General features: G+C 71.2%; 17 protein-coding genes. 10 read left to right on the top strand and 7 right to left on the bottom strand.

Annotated features, from left to right (window positions below; genetic code table 11):
* Entirely contained in the window at positions 1–351 is a 351-nt protein-coding gene (locus AC3ANS_RS05840; RefSeq protein WP_488295225.1) for an ArsR/SmtB family transcription factor, read from the top strand.
* A 204-nt stretch (positions 352–555) separates the two neighbouring features.
* On the opposite strand, the gene AC3ANS_RS05845 is transcribed toward AC3ANS_RS05840, so the two are convergent.
* The gene (locus AC3ANS_RS05845; RefSeq protein WP_488295226.1) at positions 556–2,328 is read right to left on the bottom strand and encodes an acetyl/propionyl/methylcrotonyl-CoA carboxylase subunit alpha; all 1,773 of its coding nucleotides are present in this window, start codon (positions 2,326–2,328) and stop codon (positions 556–558) included.
* A 73-nt stretch (positions 2,329–2,401) separates the two neighbouring features.
* The gene (locus tag AC3ANS_RS05850; protein ID WP_488295227.1) at positions 2,402–3,604 is read right to left on the bottom strand and encodes an oxygenase MpaB family protein; all 1,203 of its coding nucleotides are present in this window, start codon (positions 3,602–3,604) and stop codon (positions 2,402–2,404) included.
* 57 nt (positions 3,605–3,661) lie between these two features.
* Between AC3ANS_RS05850 and AC3ANS_RS05855 the strand changes: the two genes are divergently transcribed.
* The 3 genes from AC3ANS_RS05855 to AC3ANS_RS05865 all read left to right on the top strand — a co-directional run bounded on the left by AC3ANS_RS05855 (position 3,662) and on the right by AC3ANS_RS05865 (position 6,176).
* On the top strand, positions 3,662–4,264 hold the full coding sequence (locus AC3ANS_RS05855) for a TetR/AcrR family transcriptional regulator (RefSeq protein ID WP_488295228.1): 603 nt from the start codon (positions 3,662–3,664) through the stop codon (positions 4,262–4,264).
* A 302-nt stretch (positions 4,265–4,566) separates the two neighbouring features.
* A complete protein-coding gene (locus AC3ANS_RS05860; RefSeq protein WP_488295229.1) occupies positions 4,567–4,821 on the top strand; it encodes a hypothetical protein in 255 nt (84 codons plus the stop codon).
* Positions 4,818–6,176: a 4Fe-4S binding protein gene (locus AC3ANS_RS05865; RefSeq protein WP_488295230.1), complete on the top strand. Its 1,359-nt coding sequence runs from the start codon at positions 4,818–4,820 to the stop codon at positions 6,174–6,176. The genes AC3ANS_RS05860 and AC3ANS_RS05865 overlap by 4 nt, the downstream gene beginning before the upstream one ends.
* 9 nt (positions 6,177–6,185) lie before the next feature.
* Here AC3ANS_RS05865 and AC3ANS_RS05870 read toward each other — a convergent pair whose 3' ends face one another.
* On the bottom strand, positions 6,186–6,401 hold the full coding sequence (locus AC3ANS_RS05870) for a hypothetical protein (protein WP_488295231.1): 216 nt from the start codon (positions 6,399–6,401) through the stop codon (positions 6,186–6,188).
* Positions 6,402–6,485: 84 nt separating this feature from the next.
* Between AC3ANS_RS05870 and AC3ANS_RS05875 the strand changes: the two genes are divergently transcribed.
* The 3 genes from AC3ANS_RS05875 to AC3ANS_RS05885 all read left to right on the top strand — a co-directional run bounded on the left by AC3ANS_RS05875 (position 6,486) and on the right by AC3ANS_RS05885 (position 9,234).
* Positions 6,486–7,157, top strand: a complete 672-nt coding sequence (locus AC3ANS_RS05875) for an NADPH-dependent F420 reductase (RefSeq protein WP_488295232.1) — start codon at positions 6,486–6,488, stop codon at positions 7,155–7,157.
* A 52-nt stretch (positions 7,158–7,209) separates the two neighbouring features.
* Positions 7,210–8,406, top strand: coding sequence for an acyl-CoA dehydrogenase family protein (locus tag AC3ANS_RS05880; protein WP_488295233.1), 1,197 nt, complete (start codon positions 7,210–7,212; stop codon positions 8,404–8,406).
* Between the two features lie 228 nt (positions 8,407–8,634).
* Entirely contained in the window at positions 8,635–9,234 is a 600-nt protein-coding gene (locus AC3ANS_RS05885; protein WP_488295234.1) for a GtrA family protein, read from the top strand.
* On the opposite strand, the gene AC3ANS_RS05890 is transcribed toward AC3ANS_RS05885, so the two are convergent.
* Positions 9,167–9,778 (bottom strand): Maf family protein, encoded by a 612-nt coding sequence (locus AC3ANS_RS05890; protein WP_488295235.1) that lies wholly within the window; start codon positions 9,776–9,778, stop codon positions 9,167–9,169. The genes AC3ANS_RS05885 and AC3ANS_RS05890 overlap by 68 nt on opposite strands.
* Positions 9,775–10,368 carry a TetR/AcrR family transcriptional regulator gene (locus tag AC3ANS_RS05895; protein ID WP_488295236.1) on the bottom strand — a complete coding sequence of 198 codons (594 nt, stop codon included), beginning with the start codon at positions 10,366–10,368 and terminating at the stop codon, positions 9,775–9,777. The genes AC3ANS_RS05890 and AC3ANS_RS05895 overlap by 4 nt, the downstream gene beginning before the upstream one ends.
* Before the next feature lie 73 nt (positions 10,369–10,441).
* Between AC3ANS_RS05895 and AC3ANS_RS05900 the strand changes: the two genes are divergently transcribed.
* From AC3ANS_RS05900 to AC3ANS_RS05910, 3 genes are all read left to right on the top strand, one after another.
* Positions 10,442–11,866, top strand: coding sequence for an MFS transporter (locus AC3ANS_RS05900; RefSeq protein ID WP_488295237.1), 1,425 nt, complete (start codon positions 10,442–10,444; stop codon positions 11,864–11,866).
* Positions 11,867–11,873: 7 nt separating this feature from the next.
* The gene (locus AC3ANS_RS05905) at positions 11,874–12,878 is read left to right on the top strand and encodes a glycoside hydrolase family 6 protein (RefSeq protein WP_488295238.1); all 1,005 of its coding nucleotides are present in this window, start codon (positions 11,874–11,876) and stop codon (positions 12,876–12,878) included.
* 86 nt (positions 12,879–12,964) lie between these two features.
* Positions 12,965–14,113 (top strand): response regulator transcription factor, encoded by a 1,149-nt coding sequence (locus tag AC3ANS_RS05910; RefSeq protein WP_488295239.1) that lies wholly within the window; start codon positions 12,965–12,967, stop codon positions 14,111–14,113.
* A gap of 145 nt (positions 14,114–14,258) precedes the next feature.
* Here AC3ANS_RS05910 and AC3ANS_RS05915 read toward each other — a convergent pair whose 3' ends face one another.
* Positions 14,259–14,981 carry a hypothetical protein gene (locus tag AC3ANS_RS05915; protein ID WP_488295240.1) on the bottom strand — a complete coding sequence of 241 codons (723 nt, stop codon included), beginning with the start codon at positions 14,979–14,981 and terminating at the stop codon, positions 14,259–14,261.
* A 40-nt stretch (positions 14,982–15,021) separates the two neighbouring features.
* Positions 15,022–16,521 carry a glycosyltransferase family 2 protein gene (locus tag AC3ANS_RS05920; RefSeq protein WP_488295241.1) on the bottom strand — a complete coding sequence of 500 codons (1,500 nt, stop codon included), beginning with the start codon at positions 16,519–16,521 and terminating at the stop codon, positions 15,022–15,024.
* Positions 16,522–16,568 lie beyond the last annotated feature (47 nt).

Genomic DNA, 16,568 nt, shown 5'->3' on the forward strand with positions numbered 1-16,568 from the left:
ATGGCCACCTCGCTGCCCGTCGTCGACCCGGTCGTCAACGGTGTCTGCTGCGCGCCGCTCACCCGGGGCGCGCTCGAACCCGAGGAGGCCGAACGCCTGGCCCGGATCTTCAAGGCACTCGGCGACCCGACCCGGGTGCGGCTGCTGTCGATGATCGCCGCGCACCCGGACCAGGAGGCGTGCGTGTGCGACCTCATCGCGCCGGTCGGCCTGTCCCAGCCGACGGTCTCCCACCACATGAAGCAGCTGGTCGACGCCGGCCTGGTCACCCGCGAGCAGCGCGGCCGGTGGGCCTACTACCGCGTCGCCGGTGACGCGCTCACGGCGCTAAGCAGCGCCCTGCGCCCCTGAGGTCGAGTCGGCGCGTCTGCACGCGCTGGGGCGTCGAGTCGGCGCGTCTGCACGCGCTGGGGCGTCGAGTCGGCGCGTCTGCACGGGCAGCTGCGGCGAGACTCGTGCAGTTGCGCCGACTCGGCCCTGCTCAGCGTGCAGTTGCGCCGACTCGGCCCTGCTCAGCGTGCAGTTGCGCCGACTCGGCCCTGAGCAGGCGGGGAGTCAGTCCTTGAGCTCGCAGATGACCGCGCCGTTGCCGACGGTCTGACCGACCTCGGCCTCGAGGCCGGTGACGGTGCCGGCCTTGTGGGCCTTGAGGGGCTGCTCCATCTTCATGGCCTCGATGACCACGACGGTGTCGCCCTCGGCCACCTGCTGACCCTCTTCGACCACGACCTTGACGATCGTGCCCTGCATCGGGCTGGTGACCGCGTCGCCGCTCGCCGCGGCGCCGCTCTTCTTGGCGGTCGAGCGCGCGGGCTTCTTGGCGGATCCGCCGCCACCGACGGCAATGCCGCCGAGACCGCCGGGCAGGACCACCTCGACGCGCTTGCCGCCGACCTCGACCACGACGCGCTGCTTCTCGTCGGGCTCGGCGCCCTCGGCCACGTCGCCGGCGTACGGCGTGATCTGGTTGTCGAAGTCGGTCTCGATCCACTGGGTGTAGACGTCGAACTTCTCGCCGTCGCCGACGAACGCCGGGTCGGAGACGACCGCGCGGTGGAACGGGATCACCGTCGGCATCCCCTCGACGACGAACTCGTCCAGCGCGCGGCGCGAGCGCTCGAGGGCCTGGGTGCGATCGCGGCCGGTGACGATGAGCTTGGCGATCAGGGAGTCGAACGAGCCGGGGATGGTCTCGCCGTTCTCGTACCCGCCGTCGAGGCGCACGCCCGGCCCGCTCGGCGGGCTCCAGGCCGACAGCGTGCCCGGTGCGGGCATGAAGTTGCGGCCACCGTCCTCGGCGTTGATGCGGAACTCGATCGAGTGGCCGCGGATCTCCGGGTCGTCGTAGCCGAGCTCCTCGCCGGCCGCGATCCGGAACATCTCGCGCACCAGGTCGAGACCGGTGACCTCCTCGGACACGCAGTGCTCGACCTGGAGGCGGGTGTTGACCTCGAGGAACGAGATCGAGCCGTCCTGGGCGACCAGGAACTCACACGTGCCGGCGCCGTAGTAGCCGGCCTCCTTGAGGATTCGCTTGGAGGACTCGTAGAGCTCGGTGAGCTGCGCATCGGTGAGGTACGGCGCGGGGGCCTCCTCGACCAGCTTCTGGTTGCGCCGCTGCAGGGAGCAGTCGCGGGTGGAGACCACCACGACGTTCCCGTGCTGGTCGGCCAGGCACTGGGTCTCGACGTGGCGCGGCTTGTCGAGGAACTTCTCGACCAGGCACTCGCCGCGGCCGAACGCCGTGACCGCCTCGCGGACCGCGGACTCGTAGGCGTCGGGGATCTCCTCGAGCGTGCGGGCGACCTTCAGTCCGCGGCCACCGCCACCGAAGACGGCCTTGATCGCGACGGGCAGGCCGTTGGCCTTGGCGAACTCGACCACCTCGTCGGCGTCGGCGACCGGGTCCTTGGTCCCCGGTGCCAGCGGTGCGTTCGCACGCTCCGCGATGTGCTTGGCCTTCGCCTTGTCGCCGAGCGCCTCGATCGCCGCCGGGGGCGGGCCGATCCAGGTCAGGCCGGCATCGATCACGGCCTGCGCGAACTCCGCGTTCTCCGCGAGGAAGCCGTAGCCGGGGTGCACCGAGTCGGCACCTGACTGCTCGGCGACCGCGATGATCTTCGCGATGTCGAGGTAGGAGTCCGCGGGCGTCGCCCCGCCCAGCGAGTACGCCTCGTCGGCGAGCCGCACGAACAGCGCGTCCCGGTCGGGCTCGGCGTACACCGCGACGGAGCCGATGCCGGCGTCCTTGCAGGCGCGGATGACACGCACCGCGATCTCTCCGCGGTTGGCGATGAGGACTCGTCGCAGCGGCTTGGTGTCCGGCACTGGCTCTCCTGGGTCTCCGGCGTCGTCTCGCGGGGCAGGCTACCCGTCGCGGGCCCGGATGACTCCCGAGGTCTCATGTGGCCGATGTCACCGTCGCGACCTCGGCGAGCTCGCCGTGCTGCAGCCGGACTCGCCGGTCTCGCCCGCGACGGCCGCGGCGTACGACGAGCTCCTCGCCGCCCGGCAGCCGCCCGACCAGGTGGGTCCAGAACACGTTGGCCGGGATCCGCAGGGCGGGATACCACGGCAGTCGGGCCGGCAGGCCGAGCTCGTGCATGCCGCGTCGGCCGTTGAGGAAGGTCGCGGAGCTCAGGCCCACCTCCCGCGCCAGCGTGCCGCGCCACCGCGGCCCGGGGGCGTCGGCCTGGCTGTCGACGAGCGCGCGGGCGAGCCGCCGACTGTTCTCGTCGGGGCCGGGATCGTAGGAGAGGAGGTGGTAGATGATCCGGCGCCCGGCCTTCTCGGTGCGCGGCAGCCAGTGGTCGTCGACCCCCATCAGCCATCCGATGTAGCTCCACAGGTGCATGACGCCCGCGGAGTCGCGGCGGCTGATCCGCAGGCCGAGCAGCCGTGCCTGCAGCAGGGGAGTGGTGCTGAAGACGGCGAGGGTGCTCGCCTGGTCGTACTGGTTGATCGGCGTCCCACGCAGCTTCCAGTCCCAGGTGGGATCGTGCTCGAGCTGGTAGTTCACGAACGCGTGCATCACCCGCACGTGCACCGACAGCCGCCAGCCCTCCGACTCCCGGCGCAGCCCACCGTCCTCGATGCAGGCGAGGAACCACCGGCTCGTCTCCGACGTACGCCGGGCGGCGCCGGCGCCCAGCAGCCGGCCCGAGCGCACCAGCGGATCGAGGGCCGCGGCCGAGCGGTAGCCGCCGAGCAGTGAGCCCCAGGTGAGCAGGTCGAAGCCGTCCCACCCGAGCTTCTGCATCGCCCGGGCGCCGCGGTCCAGCAGCGACTCATCGACCCAGTCCGGCCGGGCCTCGACGAGGTCGAAGAACCGGCGCAGTGCGGCGGGAGCGTCCGGCACGGCGTCGATCCCCTGCTCGAGGGCCTGGCGGAACTGCGGCATGGTCACGCTGTGCGCCTCGCGCACGGCACGCACCAGGTCGTGCGCAGGCTCGTCGCGGCGGAGCAGCCCGGCGCGCAGCCGGGCCAGCTCGGCGGGGGTCGGCTCCGGGTCTCCGCTGGTGACCAGGCGCAGCGGCCGAGCGATGCGGCGGGACCAGTCGGGGTCGGCGCCGAAGCGGGTGGGCGTGGGGAGGACGTCAGCCATGGCGTCACGTTAAAGTGAGCAAATGCTCATGTTCCACTCGCGTTCTGCGGGGCGGTGATGGCCGACCGGCGCAGCCCGGTGCAGGAGCGCTCCCGGGCGATGGTGGACCGCCTCCTCGAGGCGGCCACGCGCGTGCTCGCCGAGCGTGGGTACGCCGGGCTGAGCACCAACCGGGTCGCCGCAGCCGCCGGGGTCAGCGTCGGCTCGCTCTACCGCTACTTCGGCGACAAGGACGACCTCGTGCGCGAGCTGCGGTCGCGCAGCACCGACGACATCCTGCGCGACCTCACCGCGGCGATGACGGGCGCCGTCACGCTCGCGACCCGGGATGCGATCCGGCACGTGCTCGCCACGCTGGTCGCTGCGCTCCAGCGCCACCGCGCCCTGACCTCGGCACTGCTGAACGAGGTCCCGCTCGGCGCCCAGAGCAACGTGCTGCCCGAGGTCGAGCAACAGCTGGGCCAGTTCACCCGCATGTTCGTGGCCGTCCATGCCCCACACCTGTCCCCGGCCGAGGCGGAGGCGCGCATCTACCTGGCCCTCGGCGTCGCGCTGAGCACCTGCCTGCGGATCGCGCTCGAGCCCCCACCCGGGATCGCCGAGGAGCGGCTTCTCGACCTGACCGCGGACCTCCTGCACACCGGGCTCGTGCTGCCCTGAGGACCCTCGCACCGGGAGATCTTGACCGAATCTTCACCCGGTGCTGACCCAGTCCTCATCCCGGGCTGACGGGCCCGGCCGCGGCCGGGACGAAGGGCCCGCGGCCGCGGGGAGATCGGCGCATCCGGTGGCCGGTCGGCGGCCCACAGACTGCCGATGACGCACAGGAAGGCAGTCGGATGAGACGCGCAGTCGGGGCGGCCGTGGCCGCGTTCGCGGTGGTGTGGGGCAGCTCGGGTGCGGCCTCGGCCGCGGACCCACAGCCGCCCACCCCCAACCACTCCGGCCACCCAAGTCACGACATGTCCGACATGCCAGGCATGGACATGCCGGGCATGACCGACGAGGAGATGGACCAGATGGACGACGCCGGCCAGCACGGCGACCACCAGGAGCACGGCTCCACCGGCGACACCGTCTCCTCCGGCACCCGTACGGCGGTCCTCGGCGGTTTCGCCGCGGTCAACGCCGGCGTGCTCGGCGGCGCGGTGTTGCTGCGCCGCCATGACCGGCGCCATCCGCGGCACGGCGCGCGGGCCGGACGGCTCGTGCGGTGAGCACCCCGGTGCAGGAGCGCAACCTGCTCGACAACCGACTGTTCGCGGCGTTCGTGCGCAGCCGGTGGTACCCGGGCGTGTTCCAGGTGCCGGTCGCCGCGGTGTTCGGGTTCGTGGCCTTCGAGCTGCTCACCGGGCCGACGACCGCGCACGACAACGCCGGCACGGCGCTGATGTGGGTGCTGTGGTGGCCGCTCGTGCCGATCACGTTCCTGCTCCTGGGCCGCTTCTGGTGCGCGGTCTGCCCGTTCGCGACCCTCTCCGACCTCGTGCAGCGGCTGGTCGGTGTCAACCGGCCCGCGCCGCGGTTCCTCAAGGCCTACGGCATCTGGCTGATCGACGCGTTCTTCATCGCCATCACGTGGGCCGACCACGTCTGGGGCATCGTCGAGTCGCCCTGGGGCTCGGGGATGCTGCTGCTCCTGCTGACCACGGCCGTCGTCGTCAGCGGGGCGTTCTTCCAACGGCGTACGTTCTGCCGCTACCTGTGCTTCCTCGGCGGGCTGTCCGGCAACTACGCCCGGGCCGGGATGGTGCAGCTGCGCGCGGATGCGGACGTCTGCGCGACCTGCACCTCCAAGGCGGCCTGCTTCAACGGCACCGAGACCACCGCGCCGTGCCCGCTGTTCAGCTTCCCGCGGACCATGGACAGCATGGCCAGCTGCAACCTGTGCCTGAGCTGCGTGAAGTCCTGCCCCAACGACGCGATCCAGCTCACCGTGCGTCCGCCGGCCAAGGAGCTGTGGCTGATCGGCCGGGCCCGGGTCGAGGAGTCGTTCCTCGCGATGGCGATCATGGGCATCGTCCTCATCCAGAACATCACGATGCTCGGGGTCTGGCAGGACCTGCTGGACTGGATCGAGGTCCACACCGGGATCTCGAGCTACCCGGTCATCTTCACGCTCGCGTTCGTGGTGGCGGTCGGAGCGCCGGTCGCCCTGCTCGCCGCTGCCTCCTGGGCCGCGGCCCCGGCCAGCCGGGAGAGCGTCCGGCAGAACTTCGCGCGCTTCGGGTACGCCCTCATCCCGCTCGACGTCGCGGCGCACGTCGCACACAACCTGTTCCACCTGCTCGCCGAGGGCAAGTCGGTGCTGTTCACGGTGGGCCGGGTCTTCGGCGGCTCGGGTGAGGGCTCGCCGGCGATCGTCGGCACCGGCACGATCCAGGTACTGCAGTACCTGCTGCTGGCCGCCGGTGCTGCCGTCTCGATCTACACGGCCCGCCGGATCGCGCTCGCCCGGTACGGTGAGAACCGGCGCGCCCGTGAGGTGGCGGCCCCCTTCGTGTCGATCGTGTTGCTGTTCACCCTGGTCAACGCGGTGCTGTTCGCGCTGCCGATGGCCCACCGGATGTAGCGCCGAGGGCTACCTCGACGACTCGTTGCTGTCCTCGGGCGGGTTGTGGCGCGGCGGGGCGGCCGGCCCCGCGGTGCCCTCGTCCGGGTCACCGCTCTCGCTCGTCGGGTAGCCGGCCGTCGCGTCCTCGGGCGAGATCGGGTCGGGAGCATCACCCATCGCCGAGACCTCCGATACCTGGCCGTCGTCGGTCGCGCTCTTGTCGGTGCTCTCGTCAGGACTCATGCCCTCCCCGTATCCCGGCAGCCCCGATCGCACGCCTCCCTCGGAGTAGGTTGCGAGCACAGGCCGCTCGGCGAAGGAGCCCCCATGTTGATCGCAGTCCTCGGCACCGGCTCGGTCGGTCGCGCGCTCGCCGGCCGGTTCGACGAGCTCGGCCACACCGTCACGATCGGCACCCGCGACCCGGAGGCCACGCGCGGACGCACCGACGACGAGGGGCGCGCGGCGTACGTCGAGTGGTCCTCGCGCCACCCGCGCGTCGCCTTGCAGACGTTCGCCGAGGCGGCCGCCGGCGCCGAGCTCGTCGTCAACGCGACCGGCGGCGACGTGAGCATCGACGTGCTGACCCTGGCGGGCGCCGACCACCTGGCCGGCAAGGTGCTGCTCGACGTCGCCAACCCGCTCGACCACTCCCACGGCTTCCCGCCGCGGCTGTTCGTCAAGGACTCCGACTCCCTGGCCGAGACGATCCAGCGGGCGTTCCCGGCCGCACGGGTCGTGAAGTCGCTCAACACGATGAACGCCGACGTGATGGTGCGGCCCGCCGAGCTCCCCGGGCCCACGTCGGTCTTCGTGTCGGGCGACGACACCGAGGCCAAGCAGCTGGTGACGGGCCTCCTGCTCGCCATGGGTCACACCGACGTGATCGACCTCGGGGGCCTGTCGACCGCTCGCGGCGCCGAGATGGTGCTGCCGCTCTGGATCGGCCTGCGGCTGCACCTCGGCACCAACGCCTTCAACTTCCACGTCGTCCGCTGATCACCGCTCAGGTGGTTAACAACCGCTAACCGATCGGGTTAGGGTGACCGCCATGAGCGAGCCGACCTACGAGCTGTCCCGTGAGCACGAGGAGTTCCGCCGCAGCGTCCGCGAGTTCGCGGAGGCCGAGATCGGGCCGCACGCGGCGCAGTGGGACCGCGACCACCACTTCCCGGTCGACGTCGTGCGCAAGATGGGTGCGCTCGGCCTGTTCGGGCTCACCGCGCCCGAGGAGTACGGCGGGGCCGGGGAGCACGGCGACTTCACCAGCCTCTGCGTCGCGATCGAGGAGGTCGGGCGCGTCGACCAGTCCCTGGGCATCACGCTCGAGGCCGCGGTCGGGCTCGGCATCAACCCGATCCTGACCTACGGCAGCGACGAGCAGCGCCAGGAATGGCTGCCCGACCTGGTCTCCGGCGCGCGGCTCGCGGGCTTCGGCCTCACCGAGCCAGGCGCCGGCTCCGACGCGGGCGCCACCAAGACCCGTGCGGTCCTCGAGAACGGGGAGTGGGTGGTCAACGGCGCCAAGCAGTTCATCACCAACTCCGGCTCCGAGCTCACCAGCGTGGTCACGGTGACGGCGCGCACCGGCACCCGCGAGAACGGCTCGGCGGAGATCAGCGCGATCATCGTGCCGAGCGGCACTCCCGGATTCGTCGCGGAGAAGGCCTACGACAAGCTCGGCTGGCACGCCTCCGACACCCACCCGCTGTCCCTCCAGGACGTCCGCGTCCCCGAGGCCAACCTGCTCGGCGACCGGGGCCGCGGCTATGCGCAGTTCCTGGCGACCCTCGACGACGGCCGGGTCGCGATCGCGGCCCTCGCGGTCGGGTGCATCCAGGCCTGCCTCGACCTGAGCCTGCAGTACGCGGGTGACCGGCAGACGTTCGGCGGCCCGATCGGGCGCAAGCAGGGGGTGGCGTTCCAGATAGCCGACCTCGAGGTGATGCTGCACGCGAGCCGGCTGCTCACCTACCGCGCCGCCGCGATGAAGGACAGCCAGCGCGACGGCGCCGGCGCCTCGATGAAGGACTTCAAGCAGGCCGCGGCCGTCGCGAAGCTCTACGCCACCGAGTCGGCCGTGACCGCGACCCGGATCGCCACGCAGGTCTTCGGTGGCTACGGCTTCATGGAGGAGTATCCGGTGGCGCGGTTCTACCGCGACGCCAAGGTGCTCGAGATCGGGGAGGGGACCTCGGAGGTCCAGCGGATGCTGATCGCCCGGGGGCTGGGCCTGCCGGTCGAGTAGCCGAGCCCGCGTCTCGCGCGTCGGCTTCGCCGCCACGCGGGCCGAGGCCGCGTCTCGCGCGTCGCCTTCGCCGCCACGCGGGCCGAGGCCGCGTCTCGCGCGTCGGCTCCGCCGCCACGCGGGCCGCGGGATCGTTCTTCGGGGTGGTCGTTCGACGGTGGGGTTACGGTCGGCGCGCGGGTGCCGGCCTTTCCGCTTCGCGCAGATCGACCGGTTAGCCTGGTCACCATGGGGAACCGGTGGCATCGCCTCTTCACCGAGGCGTACCGCTTCCTCGCGGTCGGGGGGCTCGCGACCGCGGTCGCGTTCGTGATCTTCAACTTCCTCGTGCACGGGTTCAACACCGAGCACAAGGCGCTGCTCGACGGGCACCCGTACCTCGGCTACGTCATCGCCAACACCGTCGGCATGCTCGTGAGCTACCGGGGCAGCAAGACCTGGGTGTTCAAGCACCGCCCGCCACGGTCGGCCGACGGCGGGCGTACGGCGTTCATCGCGATCAACGTCGTGACGATGGCGATCCCGATCGCCTGCCTGTGGCTGAGCCGCAACGCATTCGGCCTGGACGATCCGTGGTCGGACAACGTCTCGGCCAACGTGATCGGCCTGTTCCTGGGCCTGGTTGCCCGCTTCTACCTGTTCCGCCGGCTGGTCTTCAGGAACCCGGTGCACCTGCCGGACCTGATGCACAACCCGTTGCAGGTCTTCGAGCTCAGCGAGCTCCCGGTGGAGGTCGTGGACGCCGAGGGCGTCGACATCCTCAGCGAGCGGCCGGAGCGCTCCACAGAGCCGTCCAGGAGTGACCCAGCTCGGCGACCAGCTCCCTGAGCAGCGGCAGGCTCACGCCGACCACGTTGTGGTGGTCGCCCTCGATGCTGGTGACGAACGCGCCGCCCAGGCCGTCGACGGTGAAGGCCCCGGCTACGGCCAGTGGCTCGCCGGTGGCGACGTACGCCGTGATCTCCTCGTCGGTGACCTCCGCGAAGCGCACCGTGGTCGCGGCCGTGGCGGCCGCCACGCGCCCCGATGCGGTGTCGGTCAGGCAGTGGCCGGTCAGCAGGACGCCGGCGCGGCCGCGCATCGCCCGCCAGCGCTCGGTGGCCTCCTCGGCATCGGCCGGCTTGCCCAGCGCGGCGCCGTCGAGCTCGAGCACGGAGTCGCAGCCCAGCACGAGTGCGCCCGCCGGCAGGTCGTCGCGCCCGGCGACGGCGGCTGACTTCAGCTCGGCCAGCTGCAGCGCCAGCTCCGCCGGCGGCAGGCCGTCGAGCTGTGACTCGTCGACGCCCGAGACGATGACCGTGGGCTCGAGGCCCGCGTTGCGCAGGGTGGCCAGGCGGGCGGGGGAGGCCGAGGCCAGGACGAGGGTGGTCACCCGGGCGATTGAAGCATCTCGAGGTCGTCGCCGAACGAGCAGGTGGTGAGTGTCGCGAGCGGGTCGCCGGGGGAGACGTGCTCCGGGGCGCCCATCGAGATCATCACGTTGAGCAGCATCCCGTAGGCGACGAAGTCGCGGCACTGGTCGTCGGTCCACCCCGTGCGCTGGATCGTCTCGAACACCTCGCCCATGCACCGGCGGGCGGCGGCCGCGATCTCGGGCACCCCGCCGTTGGAGAACCCGTGCATCTGGACCTGCAAGAACTGGCGGTCGTGGAGCAGTGCGGCGTAGGCGAGGCCCATCCGGGCCTTGTCGTCCTCGCTCGCGGGGTCGAACGGGCCCGCGTCGAGGACCTTCTCGAACGCCGACCTGATCTGGTCGGCGGAGCGCTGGAAGACCTCGAGGAACAGGTCGAGCTTGGTCCCGAACATACGCACGACGTACGGCTGGGAGACGCCGGCCTCGCGGGCGACCGCGTCGGTGCTGGTGCCGTGGTAGCCGCCCCGGGCGAAGGCACGCGTGGCAGCGGTGAGGATCGCCTCGCGCCGTTCGTCGCCGCTCATCCGGGTGGCCTTCGGTGAACTCATGCTTGACATGTTATCAGTCGATTACTTACCGTCTGAGCCCTAGTAATCATTCAATTACAACTTAGGAGCTCGGATGTCCGCTCTCGACGTGGCGGTCGCACCCGCCGCAACTCGGTCCCGTCGCGTGCCGGTGTGGCTCGCGATCGTGGCCGCGTCCCTCCCGATGTTCATGGCCACGCTCGACAACCTCGTGATGACCAGCGCGCTGCCGGTGATCCGGACCGACCTCGGCTCCAGCGTCGGTCAGCTCTCGTGGTTCATGAACGCCTACACGCTCACCTTCGCCACGTTCATGCTGCCGGCGGCGACGCTGGGCGACCGGCTGGGCCGGCGCCGGATGATGGTCGCCGGGCTGACCGTGTTCACCCTCGCCTCGATCGCATCCGCGCTCAGCACCACCTCCGAGGCGCTGATCGCGGCACGGGCGGTCCAGGGCCTCGGCGCCGCCGCGATCATGCCGCTCTCGCTGACGCTGCTGGCGGCCGCCGTGCCGCCGGCGATGCGGTCGGCGGCGATCGGCATCTGGGGCGGTGTGAGCGGCCTCGGCGTCGCGCTCGGCCCGGTCGTCGGCGGGGCGGTCGTCGAGGGGGTCAGCTGGCAGGCGATCTTCTGGCTCAACGTGCCGGTCGCCGCGGTCGCGGCGCCCCTGCTCCTCGTGGCGGTGCGCGAGTCGCGGGGCGCGTGGCAGCGGCTGGACCTGTTCGGGGCGGCGCTGCTGGGTGGGGCCGTGTTCCTCGGGATCTGGGGCATCGTCCACGGCAACGACGACGGTTGGTCGGACCCGCTCGTCCTCGGCCCGCTCGTGGCCGCCGCGCTCCTGGTCCCGGCGTACGTCGCCTGGGCCCGCGGCCGCTCCTACGCCGTGCTCCCGCTGCGGCTCTTCGCGGCCCGCGGCTTCTCGATCGCCAACGTGATCGCGCTGTTCTTCACCATCGGGATGTTCGGCACGGTGTTCCTGCTCGCGCAGTACCTCCAGGTCGTGCAGGGCTACAGCCCGCTCGAGGCCGGTCTGCGGACGCTGCCCTGGACCGCGGCTCCGATGGTGGTCGCCCCGCTCGCCGGACTTCTCGCGCCCCGCACCGGGCTGCGCGCGCTGCTGCTGAGCGGGCTCGTCCTCCAGACCGGATCGCTGGTGTGGTTCGCGGTGCTCACCGAGTCCGGTTCGGGCTACCCGTCGTTCGTCCCCGCGCTGCTGATGGCCGGTGTCGGCATGGGGCTGACGTTCGCCCCCATGGCGACCGCCGTGCTCGAGGACCTGCCCGAGGACGACTTCGCGATGGCGAGCTCGGCCAACTCCACGATCCGTGAGTTCGGCGTCGCCCTCGGCATCGCGCTGCTCACCGCGGTGTTCCTCGGCAACGGCGGCGCCATCGACCCGCACGGGTACGACGGCGCGATCGGCCCCGCGCTGCTGACCGGAGCCGCTGCGGTGGCCGTCGCGACGCTCGCCGCGCTGCTCGCCCCCGGGAGGCGGAAGGCTGCCACTCCTCAGGCATGATGGCGCGGTGCCCCGCCGCTCCCTCCTGGCTCCGCTGCTCGTCGCCCTGCTGGGCCTGGTGGGCTGTTCCGGGAGTGACGGCGGCGGGGAGCCGCACCGGCCGGCCGACGCGCAGGCCACCAACCCGTACGCCGGGCGCTCGGGCTTCGCCGACCCCGGCTCCCGCACGGCGCAGGCCGCCGCCAAGGCGAAGAGCGCGGGTGACGCCGAGGCCGAGCGGGTCTTCACCCGGCTGGCCGACACCCCGCAGGGGATCTGGCTGACGCCTGAGGAGTACCCGCCCGGATCGGTGGCGCCGTTCGTCACCAAGATCACCGAGGCGGCCGGGGCGGCCGACCAGGTCCCGACGTTCGTGCTCTACGGGATCCCCGACCGCGACTGCACCGGCGGGTTCTCCGGCGGCGGCCTGACCGCCGACCAGTACGGCCCCTGGGTACAGGAGATCGCGGACGCCGTCACCGCGGCCGGTGTCTCGGTGCCGGTGGTCGCGGTGGTCGAGCCCGACGCGCTCGCGTCCGCGGTCGAGTGTGACCGGCGCGAGGAGCGGGTGCGGCTGATCAAGGACGCGGTGACGCGGCTCGCCGCGGCCGGGGTGGCGACGTACATCGACGGCGGCCACTCGAACTGGATCGAGCCCGACCGGCTCGCGCCACTGCTGACGCGGGCGGGCATCGACCGCGCGCGCGGCTTCGCCACCAACGTCTCCAACTACCAGACCGACGACGACGAGCGCGCGTACGGCGAGAAGCTCAGCTCGTTGCTGGGCGGCGCGCACTACATCATCGACACCGGCCGCAGCGGGAACGGATCGACCGAGAACTGGTGCAACCCCACGAACCGTGCCTACGGCACCGACCCCGGGCCGGCGCCGGACGGGGACGCGGAGCACCTCGACGCCTATGTCTGGGTCAAGCCGCCGGGGGAGAGTGACGGCGAGTGTGGCGGCGGTCCGCCCGCCGGCCAGTTCTGGCCGGCGCGGGCGCTGGCGATGTCCGTGTCGTCCGGATGGTGAACGATCAGGCGTGATCTGACACTCCACGCGTGGCTGTCGCCGGGTCTGCCGATCGGAACGCGCCGACCGTTGTTAGCATTCGCCCCATGCAGCCGGGCAGCGAATGGGTGGCCGTCATCATCGAGGACGACCCCGACGTTCGCGATCTCATCGACATAGTGCTGACGCAGTCAGGCTTCCGCACGGTGGTCACCGAGAACGGCCCGGACGGTGTCGAGGCGGTGCGACTCCACAACCCGTTGATCACCACGCTCGACGTGAACATGCCGGGCATGGACGGCTTCGCGGCGGCCAAGCGGCTGCGCGAGTTCAGCAACACCTACCTGATCATGATCACCGCGCTCGCCGACGAGATCGACGTCGTGCAGGGCTTCGAGGCCGGAGCCGACGACTACCTCGTCAAGCCGTTCCGCCCCCGTGAGCTGCGCGCCCGCGCGGACTCGATGCTCCGCCGGCCCCGCACCCGCTTCGAGGTGCCTGGCGGTTGGGCCGACGGCGAGGAGCCCCCGCACGTCGAGGAGCAGCCGCACGAGGAGTCCTGGGCGGCCGCCGCGGCCCGCGACCTCGCCGCCAGCCAGCCCCTGCAGCCGCTGCACCACGAGGAGCCGCCCGCACCGCAGCAGCCGGTCCAGCAGCCGGCGCCGCAGCAGCCCGCTCCCCAGCAGCCTGTCCAGCAGCCGGCACCGCAGCAGCCCGCACCCGCGCCTCAGCAGCCGGTCGCCCCGCCGGCCCCGCAGCCGGTGTATCCGCCGCAGCAGTACCCGGAGCCGACGTACCAGCAGCCGCCGCAGCAGTACCCGCCGGCGTACGTGCAGCCACCGGTGCCGCAGGCCTACCCCCAGCAGCCGCCGGCTCCGATGCCCCAGCAGCACGTCGCCGAGGCGCACGGTGCGCCCGCCCAGCAGGGCGGTTGGGTCCGGTTCAACGGCCTCGCGTTGAACGCCGAGACCCGGGTCGTCACGGTCAACGGCGGAGCCGTCGACCTCACCCGCACGGAGTTCGACCTGCTCGCCTCGCTCCTGAGCACGGGGCGCCGGGTGCGCAGCAAGGCCGACCTGGTGCTGACGATGCGCGGACAGCAGTACGTCACGTCGTACTTCGTCAACGAGGCCGACAAGCGCTCGGTCGAGGTGCACATCGCCAACCTGCGTCGCAAGATCGGTGACGACGCGGCCACGCCTCGCTACATCGAGACCGTCCGGGGTGTCGGCTACCGGCTCGCCGAGTCCGCCTGAGGACCGGGCCGTCGGTCGAGCGTATCGAGACCTCTGAGCTGACTGGGGTCTCGATACGCCGGTCGCGACCTCCTTCGCCGGTCGCGCGGCTACTCGACCCAGCGCGTGCTTCCTGAGCCTCGCAGGCTCGGCTCAGGCGCCCTAGTCAGTTGGCGTCGACCGGGATGGACTGGGCCTGGGTGGGCTTGTCGCTCTTGAAGATCGCGATCGGCACCTTCTGGCGGATCACCTTCTTGGTGAACCGCGTGGAGCCGGGGCTGTCTTGGACCCACACGGTGGCGGTGAACAGCAGGTTGATGCCGACGGTGTCGGAGGAGGTGCCCTTGATCCGCTGGTTGCGCAGCTCGAAGGCACCCTTCGGCGAGGTGATGATCATCCCGTACTTGGTGGTGACCGGCTCGGGGTCGAAGGTGATGTTCTTGGCGACGGCGTCGAGCTCGTAGGGGTGCTGCACCGCCCCGCCGTCGCTGGTCTTGGTCTCCGAGGTGACGGTGATGTGGTCGAGGTAGACCTTGCGCTTGGTCTCGAACTTGTCGCGCAGGGTCCGGTCCAGGTCGTAGGCCTGGAAGGTGAACGAGAAGTACTTGTTGCCCTTGGGGTACCACTCGTTGGTACGCGGCGTGGACTTCGTCGGGTAGAGCGTGTAGACGAAGTCGACGCCGTTGACGTCGATGTGGGACTGGAACGTGCCGTCGCGGGTGAACTGCGAGTCGTACGGCGTCTCCGTGGCCGTGGGTGCCGCGGACGGCGTCTTGCTGGGGTCGTCGGAGCCGGTGAGCCCGTCGAACGCCGAGCAGCCGCTGAGCAGGACCGCCGCGGTGGCGAGGCCGGCCAGGGCCGGGAACAGGCGCGAGCGGGTGCGGGACATCGGTTCTCCTGAAGGTCGGGGAAGGTCGAGAACGGGAGCGTCAGGCCTTGAAGCCGCGGTAGCGCTTCAGGGACTTGATGATCATCCAGGCGGTCTGGAGGACGGTGATCACGCCGAGGATCGGCCACACGACGGCGAGGATGTCGGACCGTAGCGGGATGGAGAGCAGCTGCGACCAGACCGCGTAGAACGCGACGAAGATGACGACGAACGCGACGAACGGGTACATCCACGCGATGCCCTTGCCGCGCTCTGCCTTCGCCTGGGCGGCCCAGTTGTCGGTCTGCTGGCGGCTGAAGAACTTCAGCCAGGCCCGGAGGAAGTGCCCCATCCGGATCAGCATGTAGAGCTCGGCAGGGAAGATCAGCAGCGCGAAGAGATAGTCCCGGCGGTTGGCGAACGCCATCGACCGGGCGACCCGGAAGTTCAGCCAGACCGCGGCGAGCGGCGGGAGCAACCACCACGGGCTGAACACGAACGCCGAGATGTTCAGCGAGCCCGCGAGCAGCAGCACGAACAGCGTGCGGGTCGTGATGTTGATGATCATCGACATGTGCTCGAACCAGCGCAGCCGCAGGTTGGGGTGGAAGGGCTGGCCCTTCGTGTCGCCGCGCTGACCGGGCCACATCAGGTCGATGGCACCGAAGTTCCACTTCACCTGCTGGGCGTCCAGCGAGCGCAGCGTGGTCATGCCGCCCACGTGGGCGCGAGCGCGGGCGCTGATCTTCGTGAGGTAGCCGGCGCTCTTGATCTGCAGCGACAGCAGGGAGTCCTCGACCTCGCTGTCGTTGACCCACGGGGTGCGCTGGTGACTGTCGCGCATCACGTCGCGCAGCGCCTGGGTGGAGAAGATCGAGAACTGTCCGCCGAGGACCGCCATGTTGCGGCCCTTGAGCAGGTTCTGCATGTTGAACGCCGAGAACTGCGCGCGCTGCCCGGCGATGAGGAACTTCGACATCCACCCGTCGAGCGCGCTGTCGTCGATCGAGTAGATCGCCGAGATGCCGCCGATGCGGTCGTCGCTGGCGATCTCCTCGACCAGGTGCTGCACGGCGTCCGGCTCGGGCGTGGTGTCGCCGTCGACGCCGAGGAGGTAGTCCATCGTCTCGACGAGGGAGTAGCCGTAGTTGAGCGCGCCGACCTTCTTGTCGGGGTTCTTGCCGATGTCGTGGACGTAGATGACCGTGCTCTGCTCACCGGTGGCGGTCATCCGCGTCTGGGGTCCGGCGTAGTGGCTGGCGATCTCGACGGAGTCGTCGCTGGTGTTGTTGATCACCACGTGGATGGCGTCGGGGATCCGGGTCTGCTGGAGCAGCGAGTCCAGCACGCCCGCGATCGTCTCGGCCTCGTTGTAGGCGGGGATGATGCAGCCCACCGTGGGCCGGTACGTCGGCAGCTCGTCGACCTCGCCGAGGAACTGTGGCTCGTAGGCCGCGAGACCCGGGTCGGCGGTGCGGACGTAGGGGCGCTCATCGGTCGCCGGCGCGTAGCCCGGCGGCCAGCCCTCTGGCCCCGTGCTGCCCATGTTGGTCGCGTTCACGCCTGTCGTCTCCCGTCGCGCACGGGCCGCGTCCGCGGCCCGCCCGG

It is taken from the genome of Nocardia sp. 149-1B (assembly GCF_057747975.1).